The following is a 16,817-nucleotide window of genomic DNA, read 5'->3' as shown; positions in this document are numbered from 1 at the left end:
CCGTCCGCGGCGACATGCTGACTCGCCATGAGACACATGAACAGCAGGTGGCGGCCGAGGGTCCGGAGCCCGCGACCGCGCTACATGGCGGCCGCCGCCCTCACGGCGCTGCTGGCGGGTCTGACGGCGACGCCCGGCGCGGCCCAGGACACCGGCCGGGGCGCCGCGCCGGCCGCGGGACAGCCCGGCGCACAGGACCGGGCCGCCGGGCCGGCGGCCGGGGTCACCCGGCACCAGGTCACCCTGATCACCGGTGACCGGGTCACGCTGGAGACGGACCCCGCGGGCCGGCAGAGCGTCAGCGCCGAGCCCGCCGCGGGGCGCGAGCACATCACGTTCGTCAAGCGGCAGCAGGGCCGCGACTGGACGGTGATACCCGCCGACGCCCTCCCCCTGCTGGCCACCGGCCGCCTCGACACGGCGCTGTTCAACGTCTCGGCCCTGGTCAGGGGCAAGTACGCGGAGCGCCCGGCCCTGCCGCTGATCGTCCAGTACGCGGGCGACGCGGGCACCGCCGAACGCCGGCTCGCCACGGCCGGGGCCGAGCGCGTCGACGCCGTCAACGGGACCTCCTTCGCGACGCTGGCCGAACGCCCCGAGGACGCCGCGCGGTTCTGGCGGGGCATCGCCCCCGGCCGGGCGGACGTCACGTCCCTGGGCGCGGGCGTGCGCCGGGTGTGGCTCGACGGCCGGTCCAGGGTCCAGGCCGAGGATTCCGTGCCGCGCATCGGCGCCCCCCACGCCTGGGAGAAGGGCTGGACGGGCAACGGCGTCAAGGTCGCGGTGCTCGACACCGGTTACGACCCGAACCACCCGGACCTGGCGGGCGTGGTCACCGAGTCGGCGAACTTCACCGGCGAGCCGAACACCGACGACCTGATGGGCCACGGCACCCACGTGACCTCGACCATCGCCGGTTCCGGCGCGCTCTCCGCGGGCCGCTGGAAGGGCGTGGCCCCCGGCGTGCGCATCCTGTCCGGCAAGGTGTGCACCGCGGACGGCAACTGCGACAACTCCGCCATCATCGAGGGACTGGCCTGGGCCGCCCAGCACGGCGCCAAGGTGATCAACCTCAGCCTGGGCGACACGGACACCGCGGAGACCGACGCCGTCGAGGCGATGGTCGACACCGTCAGCCGTGACTACGGCGTCCTGGTGGTGGCCGCGGCCGGCAACAACGGCTCCGGCAGCAAGGTCTCCTCGCCCGCCTCCGCGGACCGCGCGCTGGCCGTCGGCGCCGCCGAGACCGACGACGACCGCGCCGTCTTCAGCTCGGTCGGCCCGCGGACCGGCGACTCCGGCCTCAAGCCGGACGTCATCGCCCCCGGCGTCGGCATCGTGGCCGCCCGGGCCGGCGGAACCACCGCCGAGGACGGCTACATCACGATGGACGGCACGTCCATGGCCACGCCGCACGTGGCGGGAGCCGCCGCCGTCCTCTTCCAGCAGCACCCGGACTGGACCGCGGAGCAGGTCAAGCGGCAGCTGATGCAGTCGGCGACCGGTGCCAAGGAGCACGGCGCCTACTACCAGGGCGCCGGGCGCGTGGACGTCGCACGCGCCGTCGACCAGGAGGTCGGCGCGGATGCCGCCGCGCTGGACTTCGGGCTGGTCCGCTGGACCGACGCCCAGCGGCCGCCGGTGAGCCGGAAGATCACCTACCGCAACCCGGGCGCCGCGCCCGTCACCCTCCGGCTCCGGCAGAACGCGAGCACCGGCAGGCTCGACCAGCCCGCGCCCGCCGGCCTCTTCCGGCTCAGCACCGACACGGTCACCGTGCCCGCGCACGGGACCGCGGAGGCCACCCTCACCGTGACCCCGGAGGCCACCACGCTCTACGCCGCCTACAGCGGCGTGGTGAGCGCGGTCTCCGCGGACGGCGGGGTCTCCGTCCGCGTCCCGTTCGGCATGGACCTGGAGCAGCCGTCCCACGACCTGCGCATCACCCTGAAGAACCGCGCGGGCGCTGCCCCCGACAACGCCTACCTGCTCGTCGAATCGGCCGACGGCAAGGCCTACGAGCAGGAACTGCTCGGCAAGGGCAGCACCACGTTCCGGCTGCCGAACGACACCTACTCCGTGACCGGCTTCTTCTTCAACGCCGACTTCACCGAGTGCGTCGTGGTCGGCGACCCCGAGGTAGTGGCCACCGCCGACCGCGCCGTCACCATCGACGCCCGGAAGGCGAAGCCCGTCACGATCTCGGCCCCCAGCCGGTCGGCGCGCATCATCTCCACCGAGGTCGGCACCATCGGCCTGCACGACGAACTGCTCTCCGTCACCGTGAACAACGCCATCGGCGACGACCACATCGCGGGCCTGTACGCGACGCCGACAGCGCGCGCCAGGCACTCGGCGTTCACCTACCTGGTCAGCTCCATCTGGGGCGAGCCCGCGGCCGACGACGGCAACCCCTCGTCCGCCTACTACCTGACCCGGCCGGTGCACGGCCAGATCCCCGCGGACCCCGGCTACCGCCCCCACCGGTCGGAACTGGCCCGGGTGACCAGCACCTTCGCCGCCACCGCCCCGGGGACCACCGCGGCCCGCTTCATCTACATGTACGTCGACAACGTCCGGTTCACCTCGCACCGGATGCAGGGACTGACGGTCCCCGAGCGGCGGGTCGACTGGTTCTCCGCGGCCGACGGGCTGCGCTGGTCGGCCGCCTTCGACCAGTGGAACTTCTTCGACCCCGACAGCCCGCGCGGGCAGAGCTACCTCAGCACCATCCACGGCTACAAGGCCGGCTCCCGGGTCGAGGAGCACTGGAACCAGGGAGTGCAGGCCGCCGGCTTCTCCCCCGAGGAGGTGAACACCTACCGCGAGGGCGACGACATGGTGTTCGCGATCCAGGACGCCGCCAACGGGAACCTCGACCTGGTGGCCGCGACGTCCTCCGTCAACGAGCCGAAGTGGGAGCTGCGGCGGAACGGTGAGACCGTCCCGTACTTCTACGGCTACGCGGCGGTGCCCACCGACACCACGCCCGCCGACTACCGGCTGACGCTCGACCAGGACCGCGACCTGGCCCCGCTCAGCGCCGTCTCCACACATCTGCGGGCCGAGTGGGGCTTCCGGTCGCAGACCCCGTCGGCACGGCAGGCGCTGCCGCTGTACGCGGTGCGCATGGCGCCGGAACTGGACGAGTGGAACCGGGCCGTTGCGGGCAAGCGGCTCGACATCCCGGTCCTGGTCCAGCGTGCGGTGGGCGCCGCGGAGTCGCCCGTCCGCACCTTCACGGCCGAGGTCTCCTACGACGAGGGCAGGACCTGGCAGCCGGCCGCGGTCAAGGGCTCGGGCACGCACCGCACCGTGACCGTGGACAGCCCGCGCCGTGCCGCGGGCGGATCGGTCAGCCTGCGCACGTACGTCAAGGACGCCGCGGGCAACTCCTTCCGGCAGACGGTGATCAGGGCGTACCTGCTCAAGTAGTGGGCGCGGGCCCGCCGGAGACGTTCCGGCGGGCCCGTCCGCCGTCCGCCCGGTCTCTCAGAGCCAGTCGCGGCGTGCCGCGTGCCAGCCCAGCTGCATGCGGGTGGCGACGCCCGCGAGGCCCATCAGCCCCTGGACGCGGCGCTGGACGGTGCGCTTGCTCACGCGGAGCTGCCCGGCGATCGCCTCGTCGGTCAGGCCGGCGACCATCAGCGACAGCAGGTGCCGGTCCTCGGCGGCCAGCGGCGCCGGTTCCTCGGGGCCCGCGCCGCCGATCCGCCCCTCCTCCGTCACCCGGAGCGGGGCGCCGACCTCCCAGTAGCGCTCGAACAGGTCGATCAGCGCCTCCAGCAGGCTGCTCTCCCGCACCAGCGCCGCCGTGAGCTCCTTGGGGTTGCCGGGTCCGGCGGAGGAGGCCAGCGGCAGGACGGCCACCGACCGGTCGGCGATCGCCATCCGCAGCGGCAGCCGGGGCACGGCACGCGCGGTCTCGCCGGCGCGCACCCCGGTGACGACGTTGTCGACCGAACCGGGGTCGTCGAAGTACGCCTGCTCGTACAGGACCCGGTAGAGCACGCCCCGCGCGTGCGCCGCGAACTGCTCCTGGTTGCTCTCCGGGGACATGGCCACATAACCGGCCTTGCAGAACCATGTCATCTCGTGGCGGCTGCCGTCCTGGAGCTGCCGCAGCCGCTGGCGCAGGGCGGCCGCACCGCTGATGATCTCGACCGCCTCGCCCCCGACCCGGGTCCGCGCGGCGCGCTGGTACGTCTGCACCATCTCGACGACGGCCGCCCGCGTGCGGTCCAGGGCCTCGGAGTGGCGCTGCAGCCGCGGCACGAGGGCGACCTCCGGCGGGATGGCCGCGAACCAGCCGGGACTGTCCTCCACCGGGTACGCCAGTCCCTTGGCCTCCAGCGTGAGCAGCAGCCGCCGGACCGCGGCGGCGTCGAGGCCGCAGCGGCCGGAGAGCGCCTCGGCCGACGCCGACTCGGCGACGAGCAGCAGGCGGTACACATCGCCCTCGGCTGCCGTGAGGCCCACCGTCTCCAGCATCTCGCCCCTCCCTTCACCGCGGGTGTCGTCCGGCGGTCGATTTCATCAGCACATCCGCCCGGGGACAACGTCCGTTGCCGCGGGCAACCGCCCGACGGTGCCGGGTGGGCCGGGAGAGGGGAGGCGTTCGCGTCGGCCCGGGGGCGCGGCAGCTCGGGCCCGTCAGACGTCGACGGTACCCACGCGGCTCCCGCACAACTGCGACCAGTCGTCACGGTCAGAGGTGAGGACCAGAACAGGGGCCGGGGAGCGCAGGGCCAGCGCGGCGACGAGGGCGTCGATCGCGTACTTGTGCCCGTGCAGGCCGCCCGCATCCAGCAGCAGGCGTACGGCGGTCATCGAGTCTGCTTGGCTGACCTGCTCGACCTGGAGCCGGGAGAGGATCCAGTCGAGCCGCGCGACATCCGTTTTGGCGTGGACGGCCTCGACCACGGTGAGAACGGAGACGAGGACCGGCACACCCGCCCGGCGGGATGCCTCGATGCGGGTGACCGTCCGCCGGTCATTGCCGAGCAGAAGGGACAGCGCCTGGGAGTCGAGGACCAGCGATCGCGCTGCGGGCTCCTTCACGCGGCGTTCGGTCCGGTTTCGCGGGACTGCTGTTCTTCGCCGAAGAGTTCACGGTGCGCCGCCTCGATCTCCTGATCGGTGAGCGCGCCGTGCTCGGCCTCGTGGTCGGCGACGATCTCGGCCAGACCGTCCATGGCGAGCTGGTGCCGGACCGCCTCGGTGATGTAGGCGGACACGCCACGTCGGCCGGCACGCGCGCGCAATGCTCCGACCAGTTCCGACGGCAAGGACACGGAGATGTTCTCGGTCGATCCGGTTCGGTTCGTCTTCACGGGACCAAGTGTACGACAAGAACTATTACAGTTCCGGGGCGGCGGCCTCACCCGGGTGCACCCCGCAAGCCATGGGTCTGCCACGTGGTCTCTGCCGCACCTGCCAGGAGCCCGGCTCGTTAGGCTCGTGCTTCATGTGCGGAGGGGGTGGGAATGAGCCAGCACTTCAACCTCGGTGACGAGACGCTGTGGAATCCGTCGAACGGGGCGACTCGACTGTTCCTCGGGCAGCTGGCTGTTTTTGAGGCGGAGCTGGGTCTTCCCGGTGGAATCGGCCCGATGGAGAACGACGAGTGCCAGGTCGAACCGGTAGCGTTCGCGGTCTTCGCCTCCGCTCTTCTGGCATGGCACCGGCGGGCCCGGCACGCCGTCGTCCTGGTGCTTTCCGAGGGCTTCGTCGCCACGGTGCTGGCTCTCGCGGAGGGGGCCGCCGTCGATCTGGAGCGGGCGGAACCGGGTGTCGCGGCGCAGGGCGAGCGGGATGTCCAGGTCCCCGTGCCCCCCGATCTGGTTGACCATGGCCGCGCGAGAAGGCAGCTCCGGGAACGCGTGCGGGAAATCAGCCGCGCCATGCCGCGTTGACGGAACACCGACCGGTACCGGCGGGATGGCAGCGCAGTCGCGGGAGTTCCCGCGGCCTCGTCCAGTGGCGGGTCGCGGGCGGTACGGGCGTCGTCGAGGGGCGGGTTCCACTCGCGACGGGCCCGGTGCCTCGGCCGGGGCGACGGGCGGCCCGGCCGTCCTGCTGCCGGACGGAGCGGGGCGGCGCGGTCGGCACGGGGTGTGGGTCCGCGCCGTCGTGATGGGCAAGGATGGGGGCATGCCGAACCGTCTCGCCGACGCGACCTCGCCGTATCTGCTCCAGCACGCCGACAACCCCGTGCACTGGTGGCCCTGGGGCGAGGAGGCCTTCGCGCAGGCGCGGGAGCGCGGGGTGCCGGTGCTGCTCAGCGTGGGGTACAGCAGTTGCCACTGGTGCCACGTCATGGCCGGCGAGTCCTTCGAGGACGAGGAGACCGCCGCGTACCTCAACGAGCACTTCGTGTCGGTGAAGGTCGACCGCGAGGAGCGGCCCGACGTCGACGCCGTCTACATGGAGGCCGTGCAGGCCGCCACCGGGCAGGGCGGCTGGCCGATGACGGTGTTCCTGACCCCGCAGGGCGAGCCGTTCTACTTCGGCACCTACTTCCCGCCGGCCCCGCGGCACGGCATGCCCTCGTTCCGGCAGGTGCTGGAGGGCGTCGAGGCGGCCTGGCGGGAGCGCCGCGACGAGGTCGGCGAGGTCGCGGCGAGCATCGTGAAGGACCTGGGCGCGCGTTCCGCGGCCTTCGCCGGGACGACCGCGCCGGGGGAGCAGGAACTCGCCGCGGCGCTGCTCGGGCTGACCCGGGACTACGACGCCACGCACGGCGGGTTCGGCGGCGCGCCCAAGTTCCCGCCGTCGATGGCCCTGGAGTTCCTGCTGCGGCACCACGCGCGCACCGGCTCCGAGGGCGCGCTCCAGATGGCCGCGGACACCTGCGAGGCGATGGCCCGCGGCGGCATCTACGACCAGCTCGGCGGCGGTTTCGCGCGCTACTCCGTGGACCGGGAGTGGGTGACGCCGCACTTCGAGAAGATGCTCTATGACAACGCCCTGCTGTGCCGGGTCTACGCCCACCTGTGGCGTGCCACCGGCTCCGGCCTGGCGCGCCGGGTCGCCCTGGAGACCGCCGACTTCCTCGTCCGCGAACTGCGCACCCACGAGGGCGGGTTCGCCTCCGCGCTCGACGCCGACAGCGACAAGCCGGGCGGCGGCCACGGCGAGGGGGCGTTCTACGTCTGGACGCCCGAGGAGCTGGCGGACGTGCTCGGCCCGGCGGACGCGGCGCTCGCCGCCGCGCACTTCGGGGTGACGGAGGAGGGCACCTTCGAGGAGGGCGCGTCCGTGCTGCGGCTGCCCGCCGACGCCGGGCCGGCGGACAGCCACAGCACCGAGCGCATCGCCTCGGTGCGCGAACGGCTCTTCACCGCGCGCGAGGCCCGTCCGCGCCCCGGCCGTGACGACAAGGTCGTCGCCGCGTGGAACGGGCTGGCGATCGCTGCGCTGGCCGAGACCGGTGCGTACTTCGGGCGGCCGGACCTGGTCGCGGCGGCCGTGGCGGCCGCCGACCTGCTGGTGCGGGTGCACATGGACGAGCACGGCCGGCTGGCCCGTACCTCGCGGGACGGCGTGGTGGGTGTCAACGCCGGTGTGCTGGAGGACTACGCGGACGTCGCGGAGGGCTTCCTGGCGCTCACCGCGGTGACCGGCGAGGGCGTGTGGCTGGACTTCGCCGGGCTGCTGCTCGACTCCGTGCTGCGGCACTTCACCGGCGAGGCCGGGGCGCTCTACGACACCGCGGACGACGCGGAGGCGCTGATCCGCCGGCCCCAGGACCCGACCGACAACGCCGCGCCCTCGGGCTGGACGGCCGCGGCCGGGGCCCTGCTGTCGTACGCCGCGTACACCGGGTCCGACCGGCACCGCGAGGCCGCCGAGCGGGCGCTCGGGGTCGTGGGTGCCCTCGCGGGCCGGGTGCCGCGGTTCATCGGCTGGGGTCTGGCGGTCGCCGAGGCGGCCCTCGACGGTCCCCGCGAGGTCGCCGTGGTGGGTCCGGCGGGCGATGCCGGAACGGCGGCGCTGCACCGCGTGGCGCTGCTGGGCACCGCCCCGGGCGCGGTGGTCGCCGTCGGGTCGCCCGGGGGCGACGAGTACGCCCTGCTGGCCGACCGCCCCTTGCTCGGTGACCGCCCGGCCGCCTATGTCTGCAGGCACTTCGTGTGCGCGGCGCCGACCGCCGACCCCGGGGCGCTGGCGGAGCAGCTCGGCGCGCGCTGAACGGGACCGCGTCACGACGTCATGTGCCCCTTTCGTCGGGTGATTTGATGGGTTATCAGTCGATATGTGATGCGGTTGCGGGGCATCCGGCGGAAAGTGTCCGGTTCCGGACATGGCCGGCGGGAGTGGGTGATCATGACGCGTGGGGCGGTGCCGGTAACCGGGCGGCAACTGCGCAGTGCTCACTGTCGGTGACGCGCTGTGGGGCGCGGCCCCTGCGTCCCCGGGGGTCCGCCGGGAATTGAGTGCGGGTTTTCGCCCGCCGAACTGGTGCCCTACGTACCGAACGGGCGCCATGTCCGGGTTCCGGCGGAGTGTCTGCTTCCCGTTGGTATTCGGCACCCTGTGGCCGGGCGCGGACGCCCTCATTCGCGGCGGTGCCGGCCGCCCCGCGCCGCGGACGGCGGGCCGCCGCCGCACCGGAGGCCGACCGCAGGTCGGGCGGCCCTGCGTCCGGCCGCCGGCCGCGCGGTGCCGCACGCGCGGCCGGCCCGATGCGCGCGACGGGGAAATGTAAAGGCGCGCGGAGTGCCGGGCGTGTATTCCGTAAAGGGTCCGCAATGCACGGGAGTTCTCTTTTTGTTTTGCGGCCCTGTCCGGCCGTCGATTTCCTCGGGGCGCCGCCTTTTCCGGGGAGTCCCGAACGGGGCCGCGCCGGCGATCTTGAAGTCGCTTACGCAGAAGCACTTCTGGCGGAGTGTCAGAAAACGGGGGAGTCCGGCGCGTCATCTGGACAACATGTGCCCGTAACAAACTCTTTTACCCGCGGGCTTCCGGGGCCCCTGTATAACTTTCTTACTCCGACTCGGAGGGGGGGTGAGTGCTCGATGGCACTCACGATTCACGGGTGCGGGGCCGCTTGGGGTGCGGCGCCGCGTGGTCCGGAATGCACGGTGCCGAAGGCGGCGAACAGCTGCCGGCTCCGCAAGCGCGGCCGTACCGGCCGCTGTCAGTGGTCCCCGCCGGGCCGGGGGGCGACACCGGCGCGGTGAGCCGGCCGGGTCGCGTCCGGCGTTCCGTATCCGCGTCCGGCGTCCCGTGCGGCGGGGGAAAACCACTGGCAGGCGGGGTGGTGCGGGCTGGTACGCCGCACCGGCCGACGCCTCGGCGATGTCTCCCGGCTGCCCGTACGGGTGCCCGGCGTGCCGCGGGCCCGTCGGACCCGACCGGAAGCAACCGGCCGTCACCTCACCGCGCGTCGCTCCGTGTCCCCGGGCGGCGGGGCGGCTCCCGCTCCGTCGTGCCCCCCTTCCGCCGTGACCGGTGGACCGGGGGCGGTGGGCCGGGAACGGCGGATCCATTCGTCCCGGCTGTTCGTTCACCCGCGCTTCACATGTATTCCACGCTGATGTCGGCGCCACGCGTTTCCCGTCAAGGTCCCATCAGGAGGCAGTCCCATGGCCAGAATCTTCATCGTCGGTTCCGGAGTTGTCGGCACCGCCACCGGCAAGGGTTTTCTCCATGCCGGTCACGAGGTGACATTCATCGATGTCCTGCCGCAGCGGATAGACCAGTTGCGTTCGGAAGGACTCGACGCACGCGACACCCTGGACCTGCGCGCCGAACCCGGCGCTTTCCTCTTCCTCACCCTCCCGACGCCCAACGTCGGGCACCGCTACGACCTGTCCGCGTTCGAGGCGGGTTCCACCTCGGTGGGCGAGGCGCTGGCGGACGCGGCGGAGAAGCACATCGTCGTGGTCCGCTCCACCGTGCCGCCGGGCACCGCCGAGGGGCTCGTCCAGCCGCTGCTGGAGAAGTACTCGGGCGGCCGCCTGGGCGAGGACTTCATGCTCGCCAGCAACCCGGAGTTCCTGCGGGCGGCCTCCGCCGTCGAGGACTTCCGCTACCCCTGGATGACCGTGATCGCCTCGCGCAGCGCGCGGACCCGGGAGCGGCTGGCCGAACTGCTGCTGCCCTTCGGCGGGGAGATGCGCTTCTTCTCGGACCCGGCGGAGGCCGAGTTCGTCAAGTGCGCGCACAACATCTACAACGCGACGAAGATCAGCTTCTGGAACGAGATGTGGCTGGTCAGCCAGTCGCTCGGCCTGGACCTCGATCCCATCGCGCAGACCGTGGCCCGCTCCGCCGAGGGTTCCTACAACCCGCTGTACGGCATCCGCGGCGGCGCCCCCTACGGCGGGGTGTGCCTGCCCAAGGACACGCAGGGCTTCCTCGGCCTGGCCGACACGATCGGCCTGGACATGCCGCTGCTGCGTGCCGTCGTCGCCGTCAACGACACCCTCGCCGAGAAGGTCGACCAGGAGGCGGACGCCCTCACGGCCGACGTCGCGTAGGGCGGCCGGCCACGCCCCGCGGCGTGGCGCACGCCCCGGCGGGCCCGGCCCCGGAAGCCGCCGGGGCCCGGGCGTCCCGGTCCCGGCCGACCCCCCAGGACCGAGGACACTCCCCTCCCGGGCCCCGGCCCCGCTCGCCCCACCTCAAGCAAGCTGTCGCACCGCCCATCACGAGAACAGGCACATGAGCGGATTCTTCGACACCACCGTGCTCGACTTCCGGTACTACCTCGTCTACCTCCCGCTCGGCATCCTGGGCCTGGTGCGCTGGACGTGCTGGCTGGTCCGCCGGGCCCCGGCGTCCCTCTACCGGCCCGTGGCGGGCGACTTCAGGCTGCCCATGAGCATCGTCGTCCCCGTCTATCAAGAGGACCCCGAGATCTTCGCCCTGGCGATCGAGTCCTGGCTGGCGAACGACGTCGAGGAGGTGGTCCTGGTCATCGACGTCACCGACCAGGCCTGCCAGGACATCGCCGCCCGGTATCCCGTCACCGTCGTCATCACCGACGTCCCGGGCAAACGGGACGCGCTGGTGCGCGGCTGGGAGGCGTGCCGGACCGAACTCGTGGCGCTCGTCGACTCCGACACGATCTGGGCGGACGACGTGGCGGCCGAGGCGTGCAAGCCCTTCGCCGACCCGAAGGTGGGCGGCGTGGGCACCCGGCAGAACGTCTACAACCCCAAGGGCTTCCTCCAGCGCGTGAACGACATGTTCCTGGACTACCGGTACTTCGACGAGAACGCCGCCCAGTCCCGGATGGGCCGCGCGGTCTCCTGCCTGTCCGGCCGCACCGCGGTCTACCGGCGGAAGCTGCTGCTGGAGATATCCGAGGACTTCATGGCCGAGACGTTCATGGGCGTGCCCTGCATGTCGGGCGACGACAAACGGCTGACCACGCTCATCCTGGAGCGCGGCCACCTGGCCTTCATGCAGCGCTCGGCCCGGGTGTGGTCCACCTTCCCCGGGACGGTGCGGATCTTCCTCAAGCAGCGGCTGCGCTGGGCCCGCAACACCTGGCGCTCGGACCTGCGGGCCCTGTCGCGCCGCTGGGTCTGGCGGCACCCGTTCCTGGCCTTCACCATGGTCGACAAGGGGGTCAGCAGCTTCACGCTGCTCTTCTCGCCGATCTTCATGACGCTGGCGATCGTCCGCGAGGACTGGTTCTTCGTGGCGTGCCTGGCCGGCTGGTGGTGGATCAGCCGGTCCATGAAGATCCTGCCGCACTTGGTCCGCAAGCCCTCTTCGTTCTTCCTGGTGCCCGGCTTCGTGGTGGTGTCGTTCGTGATGGCCGTGGTCAAGCTGTGCGCGCTGGCCACGATCCGCAAGCAGCGCTGGCTCACCCGCCAGGTCTCGGTGGAGAACGGCGTCGTGGTCCGTACGGCCTCGGTCCCCGCGCAGGACCGGTCCGCCCAGTCGGAGGTGGTCGCGTGAGCACCGCGCTGCGCACTCTCGCCGTGGCCGTGGTGACGGCCCTGTCCTCCGCGGTGCTGACCGCCGTGCTGCCGTCCGCCGTCGCGGTCGCCGCCGGCGACCCGGACGCCGCGGCCTGGGAGCGGACCGGCCGCCCCGAGCGGCTGATGGTGATCAGGCCCGGCACCGTCGCCCTGGTCAGCCGGGGCACCGTGGTCCGCCGGCTGTATCCGCAGGCGGGCGCCGTTCCCCTGAGCTGGCTCGCGGCCAACACCGGGCACGACTGGGTCGCCCGGCAGACCGGCGGGGACTCCGCCGTCGAAGTGCGGACCGCGGTGCTGCTCACGCCCGGCACCACCCTGCGGATCGGGCCGGACACCGGGAAGGTGCTGTTCGCCGCGGGTTCGACGGCCGCCTCGGGCACGTGGATCCGCGGCAGCAGGGCCACGCTGGAGGTGCGGGACGCCACCCTCGCGTCGGTCGGCGAGGACGGCAAGGAGCCCGCGCCCGAGGACGCCGCCGGCCGCCCGTACCTCCTCATGGGGGCGGGCGGACGCCTCGACCTCAGCCACAGCACGGTCACCGGGTTCGGCCTTCCCGGCTCCGGCCCCGGTCTCAGCGGGTTCTCCGGCGTCACCTGGGGCAAGGGCAGCACCGGTTCCGCCGCGGGCTCCTCCTTCGTGGGCAACCGCACGGGCCTGCGGCTGGCCGGATCCACCGGCGTGAAGCTGTCGGACGTCACGGTCAAGGGCTCCCTCGAGGACGGCGTGGTGCTGAACAGGGACGCCGGCACCGTCATCGAGAACCTGACCTCGCAGGACAACGGCCGCAACGGCCTGACCGCCGGAGGCACCGACGGCCGCGCCCTGACCGGCGTCGCCACGTCGGGCAACCGCGGCAGCGGCATCAAGGCCACGGCCCAGAGCGGCCTGCGGCTCACCGGCGTCACCTCGCAGGGCGACCAGGGCGGCGGCATCCGGTTGGTGTCCTGCGCCAAGTGCGCCGTGGACACCGCCACCGTGCACGGGGCCCCGGTCGCCCTGGCCGTCTCGGGCGCGGGCAGCGACGTGTCCGTCGACGAGCCGCACTTCAGCACGGGGGCGACCGGGATCAGCCTCGCGGCGGGCATCAGCGGCGCCACCGTCACCGGGGGCACGGTCCAGGGCTTCGAGCGCGGTATCGCCGTCTCCGGCTCCGATGTGACGATCCGTCAGACAGCTGTCAGTGATTCCCCCACGGGGATCACGGTCTACGGGCAGGCCCGCCAGGTGGCGCTGCGGGGCGTCACCGTGCGCGGCGGACGGGTCGGGGTCACCGCCTCCGACACCACCTCCGGTGTGGCACTCACCGACGTGCGGGTCAGCGGCACCACCAGGAAGGGCCTGTCCTCCGCGTCACCCGGACTGCGGGTGACCGGCGGCTCGGTGTCCGGCGCGACCACCGCCGTCGACCTGGGCGCGTCGGCCCGGCTCGACCATCTGACGATCAGCGGCGCCCGACGGGGGCTGCACCTCGCGGCCGGTGTGCACGCGAGCGGCACCGCGCTGGACGTACTGGCCGAACGCAAGGGGATCGAGGTCGGCCGCGACGGCCGCATGGATCTCACCGACTCCCGGGTCCGCGCCCCCATCGCGCTGTTCGGGCCCGGCGCCGTGCACCGCAGCGGCCGCACCCAGGTCACCCTCCCGCCGTTCCCCTGGCTCGGATTCGCCGCCCTGCTCGCCCTGACCCTGGCCGCCGGGATGCAGACCGTCCACCAGGTCAGGCATCGCAGGACGCCGGCCCCGCAGGTCGCCTCGCACGTACGCAACACCGCCTGATCCGCGGGGCCGCCGGACGGCGGCCCCGCGCGTCCCACCACCCGCCACCACCCGCCGCCGCTCCGTCCCGGCGGTCACCACAGGAGCCGCACTATGAGAGACCGCCGTCGCCCCACGACGTCCGCCTGCTGCGGACCTTCGACCACCGCCACCGCCACCGTCACTGCCGTCACCGCCCCGCGCCGGCTGCGGGCGCTCACCGCCACGCTGACCACGACCGTGCTGGTCGGCGGCGCGCTCACGCTGTCCGCCGGGCCGGTGTCGGCGGCGACCTGCGCGGGGCAGATCCGGTACGCGTCGAGCACCAACACGATCTACCTCCAGTCCGGCACCGCGAGCCTGTCGGACATCGCCTCGCTGTGCGCGTCGGCGCCGCTGCGGCTGGTCGACGCGGCCAGCCGCACCTGGGAGCTGAGCGCGGACCTGGTCGTGCAGAACGGCGCGACCCTCCTCCTGCACGGCTCGTCGGCCGCCGGCGGCGGTGACGTGGACACGCTGCGGCTGCGCAGCCTGGCCGACAGCGCGGCGACCAACGTCAACTCGATCACGGCCCAGTACGGCACGATCGACATCGACTCGGTCGCCATCACCTCCTGGGACGACGCGGCGGGCGGCCCGGACACCGACCCGAGCGTGCCCGACGACGCGCCGCCCGTCGCGCGCGGCCGCTCCTTCATCCGGGCGCTGTCGTTCCTCGACGCCGACGGGGTCCCCCGGGAGTCCCGGATGGACATCGTCGACAGCGACCTCGGCTACCTCGGCTACTACGCGGCCGAGAGCTACGGGGTGGCGTACAAGGGCCGCGGCTGCGACGCCGCCCATCTCGACGCCTGCGCGGCCCTCGACGTCCACGGCTCGGAGATCCGCAGCCGGTTCCACCACAACTACATGGGCACCTACACGTTCAACGCCCAGGGCATGGTCTTCGACGGGAACGAGTACGACCACAACAAGTCGTACGGACTGGACCCGCACGACGACTCCGACAACCTGACCATCACCGACAACCACTCGCATCACAACGGCAACCACGGGATCATCTGCTCCCAGCGCTGCGACCACCTGCTGATCGCCCGCAACGAGGTCGACCACAACGGCATCCCGCCGTACCTGCCCCCGGGCGACACCGACGCCTCGGACAACCAGGTGCACGGCATCATGATCCACCGCGGGGTCACCGACACCGTGATCGAGGACAACAACGTCCACGACCAGCCCAACGGCGCGGGCATCGCCGTCTTCGACAGCAGCGACGACATCATCCGGAACAACACCGTGAGCGGGGCCGAGTACGGACTGCGCTACAGCGTCGGCGCGAAGGACATCAGCACGTACGGCAACACCGTCACCGACAGCGTGCAGTACGCGGTCTTCACCTACCAGGGCTCGGACCTCCCGGCGTACACCAATGCCACCGGCCGGCCGACGGACCTGACCTTCACCGGGAACGTCTTCGACACCACCGGCAGCAACGCGGTCAAGCTCAACCAGGCCGACGGCACGGTCTTCACCGGCAACACCTTCACCGGCGACTACGACTCCGGCGTGCTCACGCAGTACACCACCGGCACCGTGTTCGACGGCAACACCGTGCCCGGCTCGCTCGGCTACACCGTCAAGGGCGACGCCGTCACACCCGGCGGCATGGTCTTCAAGAACGCCGCCCAGACCACCAAGGTCCAGCTGGACCAGGTCAGTTCGGCGTCCTTCACCAGCGGCAGGGGCACGGTCCACCGGGTCGCGGGCTTCCCGGGGATGGCCACCGCGCTCACCCCGGCCGGCGGTACCGCGACCCTGACCTCCGCAGCGGTCGGCACCTCGTCGGTGAACGTCACCCCGCTGCCGCTGGCCGTGCTGCCCGGCCGCGGCACCGCCACCGCGCGGGTGCCGAACGGCGCGGCGCCGTACCAGGCCCTCGTGGCGGTGGGGACGGCCGGGACGGACCTGGCCTTCCGGGCCGGCGGACTCACCCCCGGGGCCCGGTACGCCCTCACCGCCGGCGGCGCCACCGTGGCGACCGGCAGTGCGGGCAGCGACGGCACGCTGACGCTGCACACCGCGCCGTCCGGCACCGCGGAGGTGGACTACCGCATCGTCAGCACGTCCTGACGTCACATCAGCACAAGCGCAGATAACGACGGCACACGCGGGACACCGGGCGGAGCGGGCCCAGGAAAGGAGCGGCACCATGCACAGACGGCTGTTCATCGCGGGGGGCGGCGCCTGCGCCGCGGCGGCCCTCGCGTCGTGCTCCGCGTACGGGAGCGACCGCTCCGCCCGCGGCGCCGGCCCGTCCGCCGGCCGGGACACCACGTTGGACATGGCCTCCGCGGCCCGGGTGTTCGGGCCGCGGCTGGAGCCCCGCGCCGCCGGTTCGTTCGGGCTGTCCCGTGTCAGGCTGCCGGCCCAGGCGCACCCGGTGCTGGGCCGGCTGCTCCAGGTGCGGTACCCGGCGGGCTCGGCGAGTCCGACCGTCGCCCGGGACTTCGGCAGCCCCGAGGGCGGGGCGCAGCTGTACCTCGCGCTGCGCTCGGGGCCCGTCGACGCGCTCAGCCTGCGGTACTACGTGCGCTTCCCCGCGGACTTCGACTTCGTCAAGGGCGGCAAGCTGCCCGGCCTGTACGGCGGGTCCGTCACCAGCGGCAAGCACATCCCGGACGGCTCGGACGGCCTGTCCACGCGCTACATGTGGCGCCGGGGCGGCACCGCGGAGGTGTACGCGTACCTGCCGACCTCCGTCGAGCACGGCACCTCGCTCGGCAGCGGCGACTGGCGATGGCCGCTCGGCCGGTGGGCCTGCGTGGAGCAGGCCGTGCGCCTCAACACCCCGGGGCGCAAGGACGGTTCGGTCACCGTGTTCCTCGACGGCGCCCAGGTCCTGCTCAGCCGGGGGCTGGAGTTCCGGACGACCGGCCGGCTCGGCATCGGGGGAGTGTTCTTCTCGACCTTCTTCGGCGGCGGGGACCCGAGCTGGGCGACGCCGCGCACCCAGCACGCCGAGTTCGCCGCCTTCGCCGTGTCCGACCGCTCCATCGGGCCGCTGCCCGGAGTGTGACCGTCCCACCGACCTCGCAGCACCGCAGCACGCAGCACCGCAGT

The 16,817-nt window shown here is 72.9% G+C and carries 11 protein-coding genes; 8 read left to right on the top strand and 3 right to left on the bottom strand.

Features of this window, described 5'->3' with window-relative positions; all coding sequences use genetic code 11:
- The first annotated feature begins 27 nt into the window (after window positions 1-27).
- Window positions 28-3,435, top strand: coding sequence for a S8 family peptidase (locus ACIP64_RS02640; protein ID WP_401580861.1), 3,408 nt, complete (start codon window positions 28-30; stop codon window positions 3,433-3,435).
- A gap of 57 nt (window positions 3,436-3,492) precedes the next feature.
- Here ACIP64_RS02640 and ACIP64_RS02635 read toward each other — a convergent pair whose 3' ends face one another.
- From ACIP64_RS02635 to ACIP64_RS02625, 3 genes are all read right to left on the bottom strand, one after another.
- Complete coding sequence (locus ACIP64_RS02635; protein ID WP_401580859.1) at window positions 3,493-4,491, bottom strand: helix-turn-helix domain-containing protein; 999 nt, start codon at window positions 4,489-4,491, stop codon at window positions 3,493-3,495.
- Between the two features lie 162 nt (window positions 4,492-4,653).
- The gene (locus tag ACIP64_RS02630) at window positions 4,654-5,061 is read right to left on the bottom strand and encodes a PIN domain-containing protein (protein WP_401580857.1); all 408 of its coding nucleotides are present in this window, start codon (window positions 5,059-5,061) and stop codon (window positions 4,654-4,656) included.
- Window positions 5,058-5,333: a hypothetical protein gene (locus ACIP64_RS02625; RefSeq protein WP_401580855.1), complete on the bottom strand. Its 276-nt coding sequence runs from the start codon at window positions 5,331-5,333 to the stop codon at window positions 5,058-5,060. The genes ACIP64_RS02630 and ACIP64_RS02625 overlap by 4 nt, the downstream gene beginning before the upstream one ends.
- A 153-nt stretch (window positions 5,334-5,486) precedes the next feature.
- On the opposite strand from ACIP64_RS02625, the gene ACIP64_RS02620 reads away from it, so the two are divergent.
- The 7 genes from ACIP64_RS02620 to ACIP64_RS02590 all read left to right on the top strand — a co-directional run bounded on the left by ACIP64_RS02620 (window position 5,487) and on the right by ACIP64_RS02590 (window position 16,773).
- Entirely contained in the window at window positions 5,487-5,915 is a 429-nt protein-coding gene (locus tag ACIP64_RS02620) for a DUF6086 family protein (RefSeq protein WP_401580854.1), read from the top strand.
- Between the two features lie 238 nt (window positions 5,916-6,153).
- Window positions 6,154-8,193: a thioredoxin domain-containing protein gene (locus tag ACIP64_RS02615; RefSeq protein ID WP_401580853.1), complete on the top strand. Its 2,040-nt coding sequence runs from the start codon at window positions 6,154-6,156 to the stop codon at window positions 8,191-8,193.
- Between the two features lie 1,397 nt (window positions 8,194-9,590).
- Window positions 9,591-10,487 carry a 2-dehydropantoate 2-reductase N-terminal domain-containing protein gene (locus ACIP64_RS02610; protein ID WP_401580851.1) on the top strand — a complete coding sequence of 299 codons (897 nt, stop codon included), beginning with the start codon at window positions 9,591-9,593 and terminating at the stop codon, window positions 10,485-10,487.
- 184 nt (window positions 10,488-10,671) lie between these two features.
- The gene (locus ACIP64_RS02605; protein WP_401580850.1) at window positions 10,672-11,919 is read left to right on the top strand and encodes a glycosyltransferase; all 1,248 of its coding nucleotides are present in this window, start codon (window positions 10,672-10,674) and stop codon (window positions 11,917-11,919) included.
- Complete coding sequence (locus tag ACIP64_RS02600) at window positions 11,916-13,718, top strand: right-handed parallel beta-helix repeat-containing protein (protein ID WP_401580848.1); 1,803 nt, start codon at window positions 11,916-11,918, stop codon at window positions 13,716-13,718. The genes ACIP64_RS02605 and ACIP64_RS02600 overlap by 4 nt, the downstream gene beginning before the upstream one ends.
- Window positions 13,719-13,811: 93 nt before the next feature.
- Window positions 13,812-15,827: a right-handed parallel beta-helix repeat-containing protein gene (locus ACIP64_RS02595; protein WP_401580846.1), complete on the top strand. Its 2,016-nt coding sequence runs from the start codon at window positions 13,812-13,814 to the stop codon at window positions 15,825-15,827.
- A 79-nt stretch (window positions 15,828-15,906) separates the two neighbouring features.
- A complete protein-coding gene (locus ACIP64_RS02590) occupies window positions 15,907-16,773 on the top strand; it encodes a polysaccharide lyase (RefSeq protein WP_401580845.1) in 867 nt (288 codons plus the stop codon).
- Window positions 16,774-16,817 lie beyond the last annotated feature (44 nt).

This window comes from Streptomyces sp. NPDC088733 (assembly GCF_044751185.1).
Classification (GTDB): Bacteria; Actinomycetota; Actinomycetes; order Streptomycetales; family Streptomycetaceae; genus Actinacidiphila.
This window is presented reverse-complemented; position numbering and strand designations above follow the sequence as displayed.